Here is a 15,888-nt window from a genome sequence, read left to right on the forward strand (position 1 = left end):
GGCTCAAAAGTGCTGTGAGGAAATATGCGTGTGGCTTGAGAGACTAAGACGTCGACTAGCAAAGCCTAAAACATCTGTGCAATTGTGCTTACTTGGTGTGAGTGCAGGGTTAATTGCGGCAGTGCTGATCATATTCTTTCGCCTTACGATCATGTTTTTCCAGAGCTTATTCTTAGAAAAGCCTGATGACTTTTCTACGCTTCCTACTCTTGAACGTGTTTTATTACCAGTCGGCGCAGCCTTATTAATTGCCCTTTTTGCAGCTTCAACTGGATTTAAACATTATCGACTTGGTATTCCATTTGTCATTCATCGAATAAAAAAATACTACGGTCATATGCCACTCTATAACACGGTTAACCAATTTGTTGGTGGTGCTTTAGCCTTGATCAGTGGTTTTTCGGTGGGCCGAGAAGGCCCGTCGGTACATATGGGTGCAACAGGTGCCAGTTTACTGGCCGATAAACTACACCTTCCACACAATGCAATGCGTACCCTCACCGGTTGTGGCGTTGCAGCCGGAATTGCAGCCTCATTTAACACCCCACTTGCAGCCGTTATCTTTGTTATGGAGGTGGTGCTTAGGGAATATAAAGTGCATATTTTTGTGCCCATTATGCTCGCTGCGGTTACTGGTGCTTTAGCCACTCAGTTTGTATTTGGTGATGCTTCAGAGCTTGCGCTTATCACCATGAACCCATTGAGTGGCTGGCATTACCCATTTTTAATCATATTTGGTATGGCACTAGGGGCTGTTGCCTATGCGTTTAACCAAAACTTGATGCTTATAATCCGCACTTTTAAACCGCTTAGCATGTTTCCTCGCCTATTACTGGCAGGGTTAATTGCAGGGTTAATTGCTTATATGGTTCCTCATGCAATGGGTTCAGGTATGAGCGCCATCACTATTGCTATTGAATCACCAGATGATGTGCAGTTTTTAACAACCATCTTGATTGCCAAATTACTCGCCACCTTATTTGCCATTGGTTTAGGTATTCCAGGTGGGATCATCGGCCCTGTTATTGGGCTTGGGGTATTAATGGGCACCTTAATGGCCTTCTTTGCGCAGTTTATTAGCCCAGGAGTAGATATCACAGGTACCTACAGCATGCTTGGCATGGCAGGGTTATTGGCCGCTACATTACACGCACCACTTGCTGCACTCACTACGGTTATGGAGTTAACCTCAAGCCCCGAGATCATTGTGCCAGCCATGTTGGTGATCTCAACGGCTTATGTTACAGCATTACAGTTTTTTGGTAACCGCTCTATTTTTATGCAGCAACTTGACTTCCAAGGGCTTGAGTATCAAATATCACCTGCTACCGAAGCATTACAAAAAGTGGGCGTAATGGATGAAATGGATGAGCAGTTCAAACTGCTTTACAGTGACGACAAACAACAAATTAAAGAATCGCTCGATGCCCTTGATAGCCAAACCCCGCTGATTGTTCATGATGAAGAGAATGGCTATCGTCTTGCTGAATATGATTTAAGTTTGATGTCTGACCAAGAAAGTAACATCAAATATGTCAGCCTTGCCGGCCTTAGTAGCCAAGCAACATTAGCCGATGCTTTTGACTTACTAAAAGATAAACGCAGCGGTGCGGTGTATATTTACAACCTACTTGATAACCAACAGATTATGGGCCTTTTGCGTTGGGACCAAATCAGACATATTCTTACCATACGCAATAGTTTGTTATAACAATTAAAATGGATGCTTAAATGACTGCGCTATTAGTTTATAAAACCTTCCACGTATTTTTTATGATTGCTTGGTTTGCCGGTATTTTTTACCTGCCACGTCTTTTTGTTTACCACGCAATGAGTGAAGAAAAAGCCTGTAACTCAATGCTGAAAGTAATGGAACGCCGCTTACTGTTTTTTGTGACGCCGTTTGCCGTTTTAACATTGGTATTTGGCTTACTGACCATTTTTGAATATGGTCGTGATTGGTTTAGATACAGCATGTGGCTGCACTACAAACTGGTGTTAGTAATTATCCTTTATATTTATCATGGCTATTGCTTTAAATTACTGGCTGACTTTAAGCATGATCGCAATACTCGTAGCGATCGCTTTTACCGTATTTTTAATGAAGTTCCGGTACTCATCCTTTTAGCTATAGTGGCACTGGCAATTATTAAACCTAACTTATAATTTGCTGCTGTGAACGTTAAAAATTTGCTATAGTACTGCGCAAATTTATGCGGCCTCCCATACCGAGTGCCAGCGCCCTATAAATATGATTAGGAACAAACCCCATGCTAAGTTTCCAAGGTGAAAATATCCTGTCGGTCAATCAGCTTGATCGAGATTGTATTGAACGTATTTTTGCAGTTGCTAAGAAAATGGAGCCTTATGCTAAAAAGCAAAAGCGCACCAATGTTTTAGAGGGCGCAATTTTAGCGAACTTGTTCTTTGAACCAAGCACGCGTACTCGCGTAAGTTTTGGTACAGCATTTAACTTACTAGGTGGTTTGGTTCGTGAAACAACAGGTATGCAAAGCTCGGCGCTTGCAAAAGGTGAATCTTTGTATGATACCGCTCGCGTTATCTCAGCGTATGCAGATGCAGTCGCAATGCGCCACCCTGACGCAGGATCTGTTGCTGAGTTTGCCACTGGGTGTGACGTGCCAGTGATTAATGGCGGTGACGGCCCAAATGAGCACCCAACACAAGCCCTACTGGACTTACTAACAATTGAGCGTGAACTAGGTCGCTTCAACCAAAGCATCGACGGTATGCACATTGCCCTAGTAGGTGATTTAAAATACGGCCGTACTGTGCACTCTTTATCTAAATTACTTTGTCATTATAAAGACGTTAAGTTCTCTATGGTGGCACCTGATGGCTTACAAATGCCAGACTACATTTTAGATGCTGTAGATAACGCAGGTCATAAAATTCAAGTAGTCGATAAGATGGAAGGCAACTTGGCGGCCGATATTGTGTATCAAACCCGTATCCAAGAAGAACGCTTCCCTTCACAAGAAGAAGCTAACAAATACCGTGGTGGTTTCCGTATCAGCCAAGCAATTTACAACGCACACTGTAAGCCAAACTCAGTATTGATGCACCCACTCCCTCGTGACAGCCGTTTAGAGGCAAACGAGCTAGATAACGATTTAAATAGCAACGACAACCTAGCAATTTTCCGCCAAGTGCAAAATGGCGTGTTAATTCGCATGGCGTTGTTTGCTCTAACCTTAGATGTTGCCGACAAAGTTGAGCAATATGAAGTCGACGTGCCTTGGTTTAGCCGTAAACGTAATAGCTAACTTGCTTCGTTTTGGGCTCTTTGAGCCCTCGCAAACCAACTCATTTAACGTGACAACCCAATAGGACTATTCATGACAATTAGCCAAGATCTTTTTAATCGCGCGCAAGAATCAATCCCAGGCGGTGTTAACTCACCAGTTCGTGCCTTCAATGGCGTTGGCGGTACTCCTTTATTCATCACTAAAGCTGAAGGCCCTTTTACCTTTGATGCTGATGGTAACCGTTATATCGATTACGTTGGTTCATGGGGACCCATGATCATGGGCCATAACCACCCAGCTATTAAGCAAGCGGTATTAGAAGCCGTTGAAAATGGCCTAAGCTATGGTGCGCCAACCGAAACTGAAATCTTAATGGCCGAAAAAGTAAAAGAGCTAGTACCATCAATCGAAAAAGTACGTATGGTAAGCTCAGGTACTGAAGCTACAATGAGTGCGATTCGCTTAGCACGTGGTTTCACTGGCCGTGACAAAATCTTAAAGTTTGAAGGCTGTTACCACGGTCATGCAGACTCACTACTAGTAAAAGCAGGCTCAGGCGCACTGACTATGGGTGTACCAAACTCACCAGGTATTCCTGAAGACTTTGCTAAGCACACATTAACTGTGTCGTTTAATAACCTTGATGAAGTAAAAGCAATTTTCGCAAAATATGCTGACGACATCGCTTGTATCATCGTTGAGCCAGTTGCTGGCAACATGAACTGTATTCCACCTGTACCAGGCTTCTTAGAAGGTCTGCGTGAGGTGTGTGATGAATACAAATCTGTGCTTATTTTTGATGAAGTAATGACAGGTTTCCGTGTTGCTTTAGGTGGCGCACAAGCTTACTACAACATCAAACCAGACCTAACCTGTTTAGGTAAAGTGATCGGTGGCGGTATGCCTGTGGGTGCATTTGGCGGTAAGAAAGAAATCATGGATTACATCGCACCTGTTGGTCCAGTTTATCAAGCGGGCACATTATCAGGTAACCCAATTGCCATGGCTGCCGGTTTAAAATCTTTAGAACTTTTAAGTGCTGACGGCCTGCACGACGAGCTTGAAGCAAAGAGCAAAGCAATTTGTGAAGGCTTTGAAGCCGCTGCGAAAAAAGCAGGTATTGCACTTACAACAAACTACGCAGGTGGTATGTACGGTTTCTTCTTTACTGATAAAGAAAAAGTAACTAGCTACCAACAAGCGACTGAGTGTGATTTAGAACGCTTCAAAAAGTTCTTCCACTTAATGCTAGAAGAAGGTGTTTATCTCGCTCCTTCGGCGTTTGAAGCAGGCTTTGTGTGCGCTGAACACTCTGAAAAAGAGATCAACGACACCATTGCAGCCGCAGAGCGCGCATTCGCGAAGCTTTAATCTAAAAAATAAAATAGGTCACTTTAATCGGTGGCCTATACTTCGATGCCCCAAAATATAATACAAATACATCCCCACCAGAAAATAAAAACCAATAAAATATTACAATTCAAACATCATTTATACAAAGTAAGTATTTCATTAGTGCATTTTTATTTTCATTGTAACTAAACACACATAAAACCATCCCAACCCACTGTTTTAAAATAATTAAACTTAACATTAAAAAACCTTAACTCAATTACACTTAATTACAATTGTTTTATTTTTGTTTATTAAAATGATTTAAACTTGAATTTAGATCGTTCCAAGGCGTTTTTATGTTGTTTTATCGTATTTATAACATAAATAATTGATTAGTATGTTCCTGCTGTGTTACCAATTTGTTTCACCCTTTATTTAAAGGTAAAAACCTTAGAAAAATAAATGCAAGGTGTGAAGGTTATTAACAAATAACAACAAATCTAAAATTTCACAGGGAAAGCTCAATGAAAAACAACTTTTCAAAAACATTTAAGCGTTCGTTTACAGCTGCAGCTGTTGCTATGACCTTAAGTGCAGCTATGCCAGCCTTGGCTGACAATGTTAATGGGGCAATCAAAGGTAATCTCATTACTCAGTCTGGCGTTTCTTTAGCAGGCGCAACAATCACTATTACTGATAAAACAAAAGGTTATGAAAAAACTCTCATTGCAGATGCAAATGGTCAGTTTAACCTTAATCAAGTGCCTGTTGGTAAATATGACATAACCGTTTCACAAGCCGGTTTTGAAAAAGCACAGATCAACGATGTAATTATCGGTGTCGGTAAAACTGCACTTCTCGAAATTCCACTAGTTGAAGGTAATATTGAACGAATTGCAGTTGTTGGTGGCGCAATTCGTGCTGTTGACGTTTCAGTTACTGAATCATCTTTAAATATTAGTTCAGAAGAGCTTGAATTATTACCAGTTGCTCGCTCATTAACATCGGTTGCTTTACTAGCGCCTGGCGCAACTGAAGGTGATAGTCGATTTGGCGATCAAGCATCTTTTGGTGGCTCATCTGTTGCTGAAAATGCTTATTACGTAAATGGTCTGAATATGACTAACTTCCGTAATGGCTTAGGCGGCGCAACAATCCCATTCTCTGCATATGATAGCTTCCAAGTAAAAACGGGTGGGTACTCATCTGAGTTTGGTCGAACGACTGGTGGCCTTATTTCTGCAGTTACAAAGTCAGGTACTAATGACTTTCACTTTGGTGTTGAATCTATTTACTCGCCTGACTCATTGAGAGAACAGTCTCCAAACTCAGTTTACTTACAAAATGATCGTTGTGAGGCTGAAGATGGTCACTGTATTGGAGATTTATATGTCAATAACCAAGATGACTATGTAAACTCATTTGAGACAAATATTTATGCCTCTGGTGCGTTAATTGAAGATACGCTTTTCTTCTATGGTATTTATACATTCCGTGATAATGAAGAAGAATATGGTAACGCTTCTCAAACCTCTTTAACAAAAGAAAAAGATGACGACCCTTATTATCTAGCACGTATTGACTGGAACATTAATGAGGATCATCAATTGATGCTTTGGGGTTTTAGTGATGAGCGTACATATTCTGAGAGTACAATCGAAGACCTGAATGGCACTGGTAATTACACATTAGATGGTGGTACAGCTTACCACAAACGCGGCGGTGAAAGTTTTGCAGTTCGTTATACAGGTAACCTGACTGATGATTTAAGCATGTCTGCTATGTACGGTGAAGTTAAATTCTCAGAAACAGACTACTCTGACTTTGATGACTGTCCTACCGGCTATGACGCAGACTTAGGTGTTGATACTACTTGTTATGTAAACTTCACTGTAGGCGCTAATGAAGATAAGCGCGAGCAATTGCGCGTTGATTTTGATTGGTACTTAAATGATGAGCATACACTAAGATTTGGTTATGACTCAGAAACCAACACATCAGATGCAACGACAATTAACTCGGGTGGTATTTACTACTACTATAGAACATACGAAGAAGGTGCTCGTCTTCCTAATGGTTATGTCCTTCCTGAAGAAATGAAAACAACTCGTGTTCGTGACTATAAAAATGGCGGTGCATTCGAAGTTGAAAACTGGGCGATTTATATTGAAGACCAATGGGCTGTTACTGATACCCTAACACTAACTTTAGGTCTACGTAATGACAGCTTCACAAACTACAATGCGGATGGCGATGAATTTGTATCTATTGATAATCAAATTGCGCCAAGATTAGGTGCATCTTGGGATATAAATGGTGACGGTGACAGTAAATTATTCGTTACTGCAGGTCGCTATTACTTACCTGTCGCTGCAAATACGAATATTCGTCTTGCAGGTGCCGAAACTTATATCCACACGTGGTATGAGTATGAGGGTCTTAATGCTGACGGTACTCCTGTAGGTTTGAGCAATCAATTAGGTGATATCGCTATTTCAAATGGTGGTGACGGGACAGCAAAACCTTCAAATACTCTTGCAGATAAAGATCTTGAGCCTATGTACAATGATGAAATTATTGTTGGTTATCAAGCAGCGATTAATGATGACTGGTCTTGGAGCATCAAAGGTACATATCGCACACTAGGCAATCAAATTGATGATGGCTCATATATCTTTACTGATGAAGATGGAGAGTACCTTGGTGAAAACTGGTTCTTATTTAACCCAGGTAATGGCGCAACATTTAACTTCGATCTAGATGGTGACGGTGTAACTGAAGAGTATAGCTTCACAGCTGAAGAGCTAGGTTACCCTGAAGCTAAACGTCGTTACGCTGCCATTGACCTTTCAATTGAGAAGAGCTGGGATAAAGTTTGGTCATTAAAAGCCCTATATACTTGGTCTCATAACTACGGTAACACAGAAGGATTTGTTAAATCTGATAACGGTCAAGATGATGCAGGTTTAACACAAGACTGGGATTACCCTTATCTTATGGATGGTGCTAACGGTAACTTACCAGCGGACCGTCGCCACAATATTAAAGTTTACGGTGCATATGCAGTTACTGAAGACTTCTTAATAGGTGCAAACTTAAATGTTGCTTCAGGTCGTCCTTGGACAGCGTTAGGTGCAGGGTATACACCAGACCCAGACAAATATTCTTATGGCGACACCTATTATGTAGGCGATCAACGCTACCCTCGCGGCAGCATGGGAACAACTCCCTGGACAGCTCGATTAGATCTTAACTTTACGTACAACTTGCATTTCAATGATCAAAAAGTACGCTTCGCATTAGATATTTTCAATGTATTTGATGCATCTACAGCAACTCGTTATGACGAAGTTGCTGAAGTGGCGGCTGGTGATGATAGTGCAACATTTGGCTTAGCGCAAAGTTATCAATCTCCTCGTCGAGTCCAACTATCTGCTTCTTACGACTTTTAATTTCGATTAAATTAGTAAGAAAAGCAATGACTCTAAAAGCCTCTTTATGAGGCTTTTATTTAAGTAACAACCACTTCAACAATTACTTTCTAACTTTATTGAATAATATGTGCCCCAAACTCGGTCTATCTAGTTTCGACTGACAATGTTTCGAGGCAACTATGAATAGACTCATAATACCTGCTGTTAATTTAATGGCACAACTTAAGTACAAACATAAAATTACTTTATTGTTTAGTTTATTAGTTTTTCCTCTGTGTCTGAGCTTATTTTTTCTAATCAGTCTGTTAAATGAAAATATCCAAGTTTCAAAACAACAATACAAAGGCATCAGTAGTTACCGCTTGCTGTTATCGTATCTTGTCGATAACAAGCAACAAGCCATGCTGAATTCCGCCCAAACTTTAGGTTATGCTCACAATGCATCGAGTGAAGAAAACATACTTGAAACAGTATCAATTGAGTCGCAATTAGCTGTTAGTCAAAACCTCACCATTAATTACTTAAATCGTACTTTAGTCACCCATTTGCCTAACTTGATTTACCATCTTAATAGCACCTGCCAAAGTGCTGAAAAAGTATTAAATCAAGGTAAGTTTACGCCAGAAAGCTTTATTGCTTTATCAAACCAAATTAAAGCGATGCCCCAGTTATCTGGGCAATTTAAAGATGCGTTATCCATCGCCTTCCAACAAGACAATAAAATAAAAGAGCAACTATCTCCTAGTGCTGAAACATTACTAGAAAACATATCTCAGTTTTCGCAACAAGTTAACCAAAGGCTGTTGGAGCCTGATACGATAGAATTAAGCAAAGCACAATTTTTGAGCCTTAAAGCGAATTTAAACCAAAGTATAGATGAGTACATTGCTGACACTGAGCCTGCCCTTACGAGTATCATTAGTTATAAGCTAAACAATGAACAATTCATTTTGTACCTTGTTATCGCTGCTGCTCTATTATCTTTAATAATAGCCAGTTACTTGATGCTTGGATTTTATCGCTTAGTAGTTGATACCCTAAAACTTTTTTCAGAAACCGCTAACAGTGCCGCGCAAGGTAATATCTCTGCGCGTTTAAAGTTAACAGGTAAAGATGAGTTAACCTCAATAGGAAAAGAGTTTAATCATGTATTGGCATCATTTTCTTTGATGGTAAATGAAGTCAAGCACACTACGAGCAGTGTAATAACAACCACAGATACAGTGACGAGTCACTCTGAAAAAACCAGTCAAGATGTACAAGTTCAGCAACAAAGTGTGTCAACTATTAGCCAAGCTTTATCAGAAATGAGCCAAGCTGCCGAACATGTCGAGGTGTCTGCCTCTCAAGCCGTTGATTTAGCTTCATCTGCAGCCAAAAAAGTACAAAAAGGTGCTGATGAAAGCGCACATTTAGCCACGCACATGAGTCATTTACAACAAGAGTTCAACGAGGGTCTTGCTGCCTTAGAGTTACTTGCTAAAGACAGCCAAGCGATTAGTAGCGTGAGTAATGGTATAAATGAAATTGCCGAGCAAACCAACCTACTAGCTTTGAATGCTGCGATAGAAGCAGCTAGAGCTGGTGAACAAGGCCGAGGCTTTGCGGTTGTTGCAGATGAAGTAAGAACCCTTGCAAAACGCACTCAACAACAAACTCATGAGATCCACCAAATTATTAATTCACTTCAATCCGCAACAAAGCTAACACAAGATAAAATGCAAGCAAGCGTAGAGAAGATGGAACAAGGTTCACAAAGTGCAGAGCACACTAAAAATAATTTATTAGCTGTCGCAGCATCAATGTCTGATATTGGCATGCAAGGAAAGCAAATAGCAGTTCAAGTCAATCAGCAAGGCACTGCAATTCAAAACGCTTTACACCACGCTGAAGATGTCAGTGAACTTGCCAGAGACACAGAGAAAAGCGCACTTATGGCAATGAATAGCGTACAAAATTTAGCTCAACTCTGTGTTGAGCTAAATGATTCAATGGCCAAGTTTAGCGCTGACAATTAGGTCTAGGCTCAAACTCGCTTGCACGTATGGGTAGCTGCACCACTTTGCCGCAACCCGGAGGCGCTTGCAGGCCGGTTTCTTCATTAATGAATGCCCAACGAATAGAAGCCGGACGAGTATCTGCTATAGCTTCAGGGTTGAGTGGTTTAAGGTAACGAATGTAGGCCTCTAGTGCGCCAACACTGCCTGTTAAACCTGTGCTCTTGTTATCGTCGCGGCCAATCCATGCAACGGTCACGGTGTTTTGGTCAAAACCGGCAAACCAGCTATCGCGTAATTCGTTACTGGTGCCTGTTTTACCGGCAAGCTGAATTGATGGGAAATGAGCATTTAGGCGTTTAGCCGTGCCATCTTTAGTCACGCGCTTCATTGCATACTTAGTCATGTAGATTGATGCGTCATCAAAGCGTTTTTGTGAGCTGACATCATGCTTGTAAAGCACTTTACCTACTGAGTCTGTAAGGGCTGAGATAGACGTTAATTCACGGTACTGACCATCAGCAGCAAGCGTTGTATAAAGCTGCGCTACTTCAAAACTTGAAAGCTCAAGTGCACCTAAAAGTAACGACGGATATTGATCAATACGCCCTTCTACACCTAAACGCTTCAAGGTATCAGCGACTTTATCAACTCCAACATCAAGACCCGTGTTAACGGCTGGGATATTAATACTGTTACTAAATGCTTTATAAAGAGGCATAGGGCCGCGGAACTGCTTGTCGAAGTTCTCAGGTTGCCACACTTTACCCTGCTCATTAGTCACTTGCAGCGGTGAGTCATCCACCAACGTGGCAACATTAAACTGACCACTTTCAAATGCCGATAAATAAACTGCTGGCTTAACTAATGAGCCAATATTACGTTTGGTATCAAGCACACGGTTAAAACCAAAATAACGTACGTCACGGCCTGCAACTAGCGCCGACACTCCACCTTTTTCGACATTAACAGAAATCATCGCTGCCTCAAGCTCTTCTGTTTTAGGGCGTCTTTCTAGATAAGGTAGACTTGCCTCAACAGACTCTTCCATGGCCGTTTGCTTTTGTAAGTCAAAATAAGTGAATACACGCACCCCAGCATCTAACACCTGCTGATCAGGTAGCAGGCGCTTTAATTCTCGGTTAACTAATTCTAAGTAACCCGGATACGACTTTTGCAAGCTGTCTTTCATTGGTGCAATATCAATAGGGCGCTTTAATGCTGCGCGGTACTCACGGGTATCAATTAGCTTGTTTTCAACCATTAAGCGCAGCACTAAATCACGGCGCTCCATTGCGCGCTCACTATAACGGCGCGGATTATAGTACGATGGCCCTTTTACCATAGCGACTAATAGCGCGATTTGGTCGTATTCAAGCTCATCCACAGGCTTTGAAAAATAAAACTCAGCGGCAAGGCCCATACCATGCACGCCTTGATTGTAAGACTGACCCAAATACACTTCATTCAGATAGGCTTCTAAAATTTCATCTTTGCTGTAGCGGTAATCTAATATCAAGGCAATAAGCGCTTCATTAAACTTACGCACCAGTGAACGCTCACGGGTAAGGTATATATTCTTTGCTAATTGCTGGGTTAAAGTACTGCCCCCTTGCACTGTACGTCCGGCTTTAATATTGCTGTATAAAGCGCGCATAATTGACCACACAGATACACCATGGTGTTGATAGAAATTGCGATCTTCAACCACCAGCAAGGTATCTTTTAGCATCGGCGGAAATTTATCAAGCGGTACAAACTCGCGGTCTTGTTTTGAATCATTACCAATGCGAGCTATTTGAACCGGCTCTAATCGAGCATTGTTTAAACGGCGGCCAAACTTATCTTTGATAGTTGCTAATTTCTGCCCTGAAAAACGCAGCTCAATAACGTGTGCATCTTCAAGGCCATCATAAAACTCAAACTCGCGACGGTACACTTTAATACTGTTAGCCGATTTAACATACTGACCTGTACGGCTTAGCTTGTTTACAGATGAGTAATTTAAACGGTTTAACTCCCAAATAACCTCTTGCTGAGACAAATACTGCCCGGGATAAAAGCTCATTGCGCGGGCATATACTTGTGCAGGTAACTGCCATTTATTGCCTTCAAATTGGCGAGTGATTTTTGCATCTAAATAAATTAGATACAGCACCATGGCAACTATTACTGCGAGTGAAAGCTTCCAAAAAATTGACCAAAGTTTTCTCAATAAACTTGTTTTAGCAGGCACTTGAGATGTGCGTGAGCGCTTAGTAGTAGTTTTTTTTGATGCCGCTTTAGGTTTGCTAGACGACTTTTTTGCAGGAGTTTTTTTATCAGCCATTGAGTTCGCTATTGGTCAGTTAATTTTACAGGATTAAGCCCTAAACAGCGCAATACTAACACCTGTAAAATTAACAGTCACTTAAACTCGACTAGCGTGTACACAACCAGAGTGAGTGGATCACAGCAGGTATAAAAAAGATAAAGCATAAAATAATGTTAATTACTAAGTCTTTACCAGCACCCGCTTTCAAAAATACCGCTACAGGTGGTAAAAACAGCGAAATAATTATAAGCAAGAGTTTGTTATCCATCGTTTTTCCTTATTAATTCAGAATTAAAAGCATAGTCAAAAAACGACTATTTCGCCTATCAGAAAAGACTTATTTAAACGCAAAAAAGCCCTACCTAAGTAGAGCTTCGATTTGAACACACAATGATATTTTTATGTGCGTGCTATTGCACGCACTAAGATTAGTTACTGCGAACTGAAACAAACTCAGGGTAAGCATCAATACCACAGTCATGTTGATCCATACCGTTTAGTTCTTCTTCTTCGGTAACACGGATACCCATGGTATTTTTCAGGATTGCCCATACGATTGATGACGCGATGAATACAAATCCTAAGATACATACTAAGCCAATTAATTGATTAACAAAGGTTGCATCAGAGTTTGAAAGTGGCACTAGCATAATACCTAATGCACCACACACACCGTGTACAGAGATAGCACCTACAGGGTCATCGATTTTCGCTTTATCAAGTGCAACGATGCTAAATACAACCAGTGAGCCACCTAATAGACCAAGTAAACAAGCAAGTAATGGTGTTGGTGATGCTGGCTCAGCAGTAATCGTTACCAGACCAGCTAATGCACCATTTAGAACCATTGTTAAGTCAGCTTTACCCCATAACACTTTACATACAAATAGTGCTGCGATTGCGCCACACGCTGCTGCTGCGTTAGTGTTTAAAAAGATTTTGCCAACTGCTGTTGCGTTTTCGGCATCAGAAACAAGTAGTTGCGAACCACCGTTGAAGCCGAACCAACCCATCCAAAGAATTAATGTACCCAATGTTGCTAACGGTAAGTTAGAACCAGGAATAGGGTAGATTTCACCATTTTTACCGTATTTACCTTTACGCGCACCTAAGAAAAGCACCCCTGCTAGCGCTGCCGCAGCACCTGCACCGTGAACGATTGCAGAACCAGCGAAGTCAACAAAGCCCATTTCTGATAAAAAGCCCGCGCCCCAAGTCCAGTAACCTTCGATTGGGTAGATGAAACCGGTTAAAATAACAGTAAAAATTAAGAATGCCCATAACTTCATACGCTCAGCAACCGCACCAGATACGATTGACATAGCTGTTGCTACAAACACAACTTGGAAGAAGAAATCAGACTCTAAAGAGTGATCAGCATCAGCAGCTTGCGTGCCGATTAATGCGCCAAATGAAGGGATGAAACCACCTTCTGCGTTATCAACATACATGATGTTGTAACCCACTAATAAAAACATAGTGCAAGCAATAGAAAATAGTGCAACGTTTTTAGTTAGAATTTCTGTAGTATTTTTTGCACGAACTAAACCTGCTTCAAGCATAGCGAAACCAGCCGCCATCCACATTACTAAAACACCCGACATCAAAAAGTAAAAAGTGTCGAGTGAGAACTTCAACTCTACGATAGTGTTTTCCATAATTCCCCCTTAAATTGCTTCTTCATCAAGTTCGCCCGTACGGATACGAACGATTTGGTCTAAGTCGTAAACAAAAATTTTGCCGTCACCAATTTTGCCTGTTGAAGCAATTTTTGTGATGGTTTCAACAACGCGTTGACAATTTTCGCTACGAGTTGCAATTTCAAGTTTGATCTTTGGAATAAAATCGACTTGGTATTCAGCTCCACGATATAGCTCAGTATGACCACGTTGACGGCCAAAGCCTTTAACGTCGACAACTGTCATCCCCTCAATGCCTAAATCAGCCAATGCTTCACGCACATCGTCAAGTTTGAATGGCTTTATTATTGCACTAATCATTTTCATAGTGGCCCCCTTCGGACGCTTATTGTTATCCTGTTGACTTATACAATCCAACCTTTATGCCACTATTTTTTATTTAATCCTTTCAATAAGTTAAAAACAAAACTGCGCTTTTGAACAAAAAAAATGCACCCTAATGGTGCATTTTTTTAACAATTAACCTGCGCTGGTGCAATTAACACAACTATAGTTGAACTAAGCAATTTCGCGATTGCTGCTTGGCTTGATAAAGGGCTTTATCTGCGGTGCGCATTGCAGCTGTGAGGGATACTTTATGGAATTTTGTTATACCAATACTCATCGTTAATGAGTAAGGTTCACCATTAATTGAAAAGGCGTGCTCAGCTAACTGTTCACGAAACGTATTTAGCTTAGGCTGAGCCTTTTCGAGATCCATATTGTTTAATACTACAGCGAACTCTTCACCACCAATACGAGCAACTGTAAAATCATCAAACTTTCTTTTCAAAAATGAAGCTACTTGCTTTAATGCCTGATCACCCGCCTCGTGACCAAACTGATCATTGATATTCTTAAAAAAGTCGATATCAAGCAGGGCAAGCACGTTATCTTGCTCTACATTTTTTAATACTCTTTCAGCATATTGATAAAAATAACGTCGATTATGCAAACCAGTTAGATGATCGCGGTATGCACTTTCTTTTATATCGGCTATTAATGACAACTGCTCCATAGTTTGCATCACACGGCAATGAAACTCTTCGTTCATAAATGGCTTAGTTAAAAAGTCATTAGCTCCATATTTTATGAACCGCGCAGATAAACCATGCTTACCCGCACCTGATAGGCCAATTATTGCTAGGTCATCGCGGCCACGAAAGTTACGTACCGCTTTAACAAGCTCAAAGCCGTCCATTGTTGGCATCGCATAATCCGTTAGCAATAACTTAATTTCTGGGTCGTCTTTAAGCATTTGTAGTGCTTGCTCACCATCTTGCGCATCACTTACTTTGAAAAGCTGCTTTTCAAGCATTTGCTTCATCAAAGTACGACTTAACACCGAATCATCAGCCACTAACGCTTTACAACCATGATTTCTAAGCAATTGCGCAACAAGTTTAATCGCGTAGTGATATGAATCACGGTTGTCTTTAACTACGTAATCAACCACACCTAGTTCTAGCATTTGCTGACGAATGTATTCATCAATTTTAGATGTTAGCACCACGGTAGGAATATCTTTTGAGAGGGTATATCTGGCCACTTCGCCGTTCATCGCATCAGGTAATGTTAAATCAACCAAAGCTAATGTGTAGTCATGCTTAGCGATATAGTTTACGCCCTCTTTTAAGGACCACGCAAAGTCAACAGCTACATCAAGGTAGTGAGCTGCTAAATGCCGTAACACTTGCTGTACTACTTTACTGTCTTCTACAACTAACACTCTTTGCATTGCAACTTCTCTTTCTTAAGCTCGTGTATATACCCAAACCACCTCAAGGTGCGAGTTTCAGTTGGAATTAAAAGCGATTTAGGCAAGGCATTGATTGCAAGTAATAGTGGTTCTATTGTTAA

Annotated in this window: 11 protein-coding genes; 6 read left to right on the forward strand and 5 right to left on the reverse strand. The window is 41.0% G+C overall.

The window, feature by feature from the left end; translation table 11 throughout:
* The first annotated feature begins 28 nt into the window (after positions 1–28).
* The 6 genes from CWC02_RS10520 to CWC02_RS10545 all read left to right on the forward strand — a co-directional run bounded on the left by CWC02_RS10520 (position 29) and on the right by CWC02_RS10545 (position 10,056).
* Positions 29–1,711 (forward strand): chloride channel protein, encoded by a 1,683-nt coding sequence (locus CWC02_RS10520; protein WP_138601775.1) that lies wholly within the window; start codon positions 29–31, stop codon positions 1,709–1,711.
* Between the two features lie 20 nt (positions 1,712–1,731).
* Positions 1,732–2,166: a CopD family protein gene (locus CWC02_RS10525; RefSeq protein WP_054554266.1), complete on the forward strand. Its 435-nt coding sequence runs from the start codon at positions 1,732–1,734 to the stop codon at positions 2,164–2,166.
* Positions 2,167–2,270: 104 nt separating this feature from the next.
* Positions 2,271–3,287, forward strand: a complete 1,017-nt coding sequence (locus tag CWC02_RS10530; RefSeq protein ID WP_054554265.1) for an aspartate carbamoyltransferase — start codon at positions 2,271–2,273, stop codon at positions 3,285–3,287.
* Between the two features lie 72 nt (positions 3,288–3,359).
* The gene (gene hemL, locus CWC02_RS10535) at positions 3,360–4,640 is read left to right on the forward strand and encodes a glutamate-1-semialdehyde 2,1-aminomutase (protein WP_138601779.1); all 1,281 of its coding nucleotides are present in this window, start codon (positions 3,360–3,362) and stop codon (positions 4,638–4,640) included.
* 488 nt (positions 4,641–5,128) lie between these two features.
* Entirely contained in the window at positions 5,129–8,056 is a 2,928-nt protein-coding gene (locus tag CWC02_RS10540; RefSeq protein ID WP_138618081.1) for a TonB-dependent receptor, read from the forward strand.
* A gap of 161 nt (positions 8,057–8,217) precedes the next feature.
* Positions 8,218–10,056 carry a methyl-accepting chemotaxis protein gene (locus tag CWC02_RS10545; protein ID WP_138618083.1) on the forward strand — a complete coding sequence of 613 codons (1,839 nt, stop codon included), beginning with the start codon at positions 8,218–8,220 and terminating at the stop codon, positions 10,054–10,056.
* On the opposite strand, the gene mrcB is transcribed toward CWC02_RS10545, so the two are convergent.
* From mrcB to CWC02_RS10570, 5 genes are all read right to left on the reverse strand, one after another.
* Positions 10,040–12,364, reverse strand: a complete 2,325-nt coding sequence (gene mrcB, locus CWC02_RS10550) for a penicillin-binding protein 1B (protein WP_138618085.1) — start codon at positions 12,362–12,364, stop codon at positions 10,040–10,042. The genes CWC02_RS10545 and mrcB overlap by 17 nt on opposite strands.
* Positions 12,365–12,455: 91 nt before the next feature.
* Positions 12,456–12,617 (reverse strand): YqaE/Pmp3 family membrane protein, encoded by a 162-nt coding sequence (locus CWC02_RS10555; protein ID WP_082401591.1) that lies wholly within the window; start codon positions 12,615–12,617, stop codon positions 12,456–12,458.
* A gap of 160 nt (positions 12,618–12,777) precedes the next feature.
* Positions 12,778–14,007 (reverse strand): ammonium transporter AmtB, encoded by a 1,230-nt coding sequence (locus CWC02_RS10560; protein WP_054554261.1) that lies wholly within the window; start codon positions 14,005–14,007, stop codon positions 12,778–12,780.
* 9 nt (positions 14,008–14,016) lie between these two features.
* Positions 14,017–14,355, reverse strand: coding sequence for a P-II family nitrogen regulator (locus CWC02_RS10565; RefSeq protein ID WP_054554260.1), 339 nt, complete (start codon positions 14,353–14,355; stop codon positions 14,017–14,019).
* A 181-nt stretch (positions 14,356–14,536) separates the two neighbouring features.
* Positions 14,537–15,766, reverse strand: coding sequence for a diguanylate cyclase domain-containing protein (locus tag CWC02_RS10570; RefSeq protein WP_054554259.1), 1,230 nt, complete (start codon positions 15,764–15,766; stop codon positions 14,537–14,539).
* Positions 15,767–15,888 lie beyond the last annotated feature (122 nt).

This window comes from Pseudoalteromonas sp. S2721, from assembly GCF_005887425.1.
In the GTDB taxonomy this organism is placed as follows: domain Bacteria; phylum Pseudomonadota; class Gammaproteobacteria; order Enterobacterales; family Alteromonadaceae; genus Pseudoalteromonas; species Pseudoalteromonas simplex.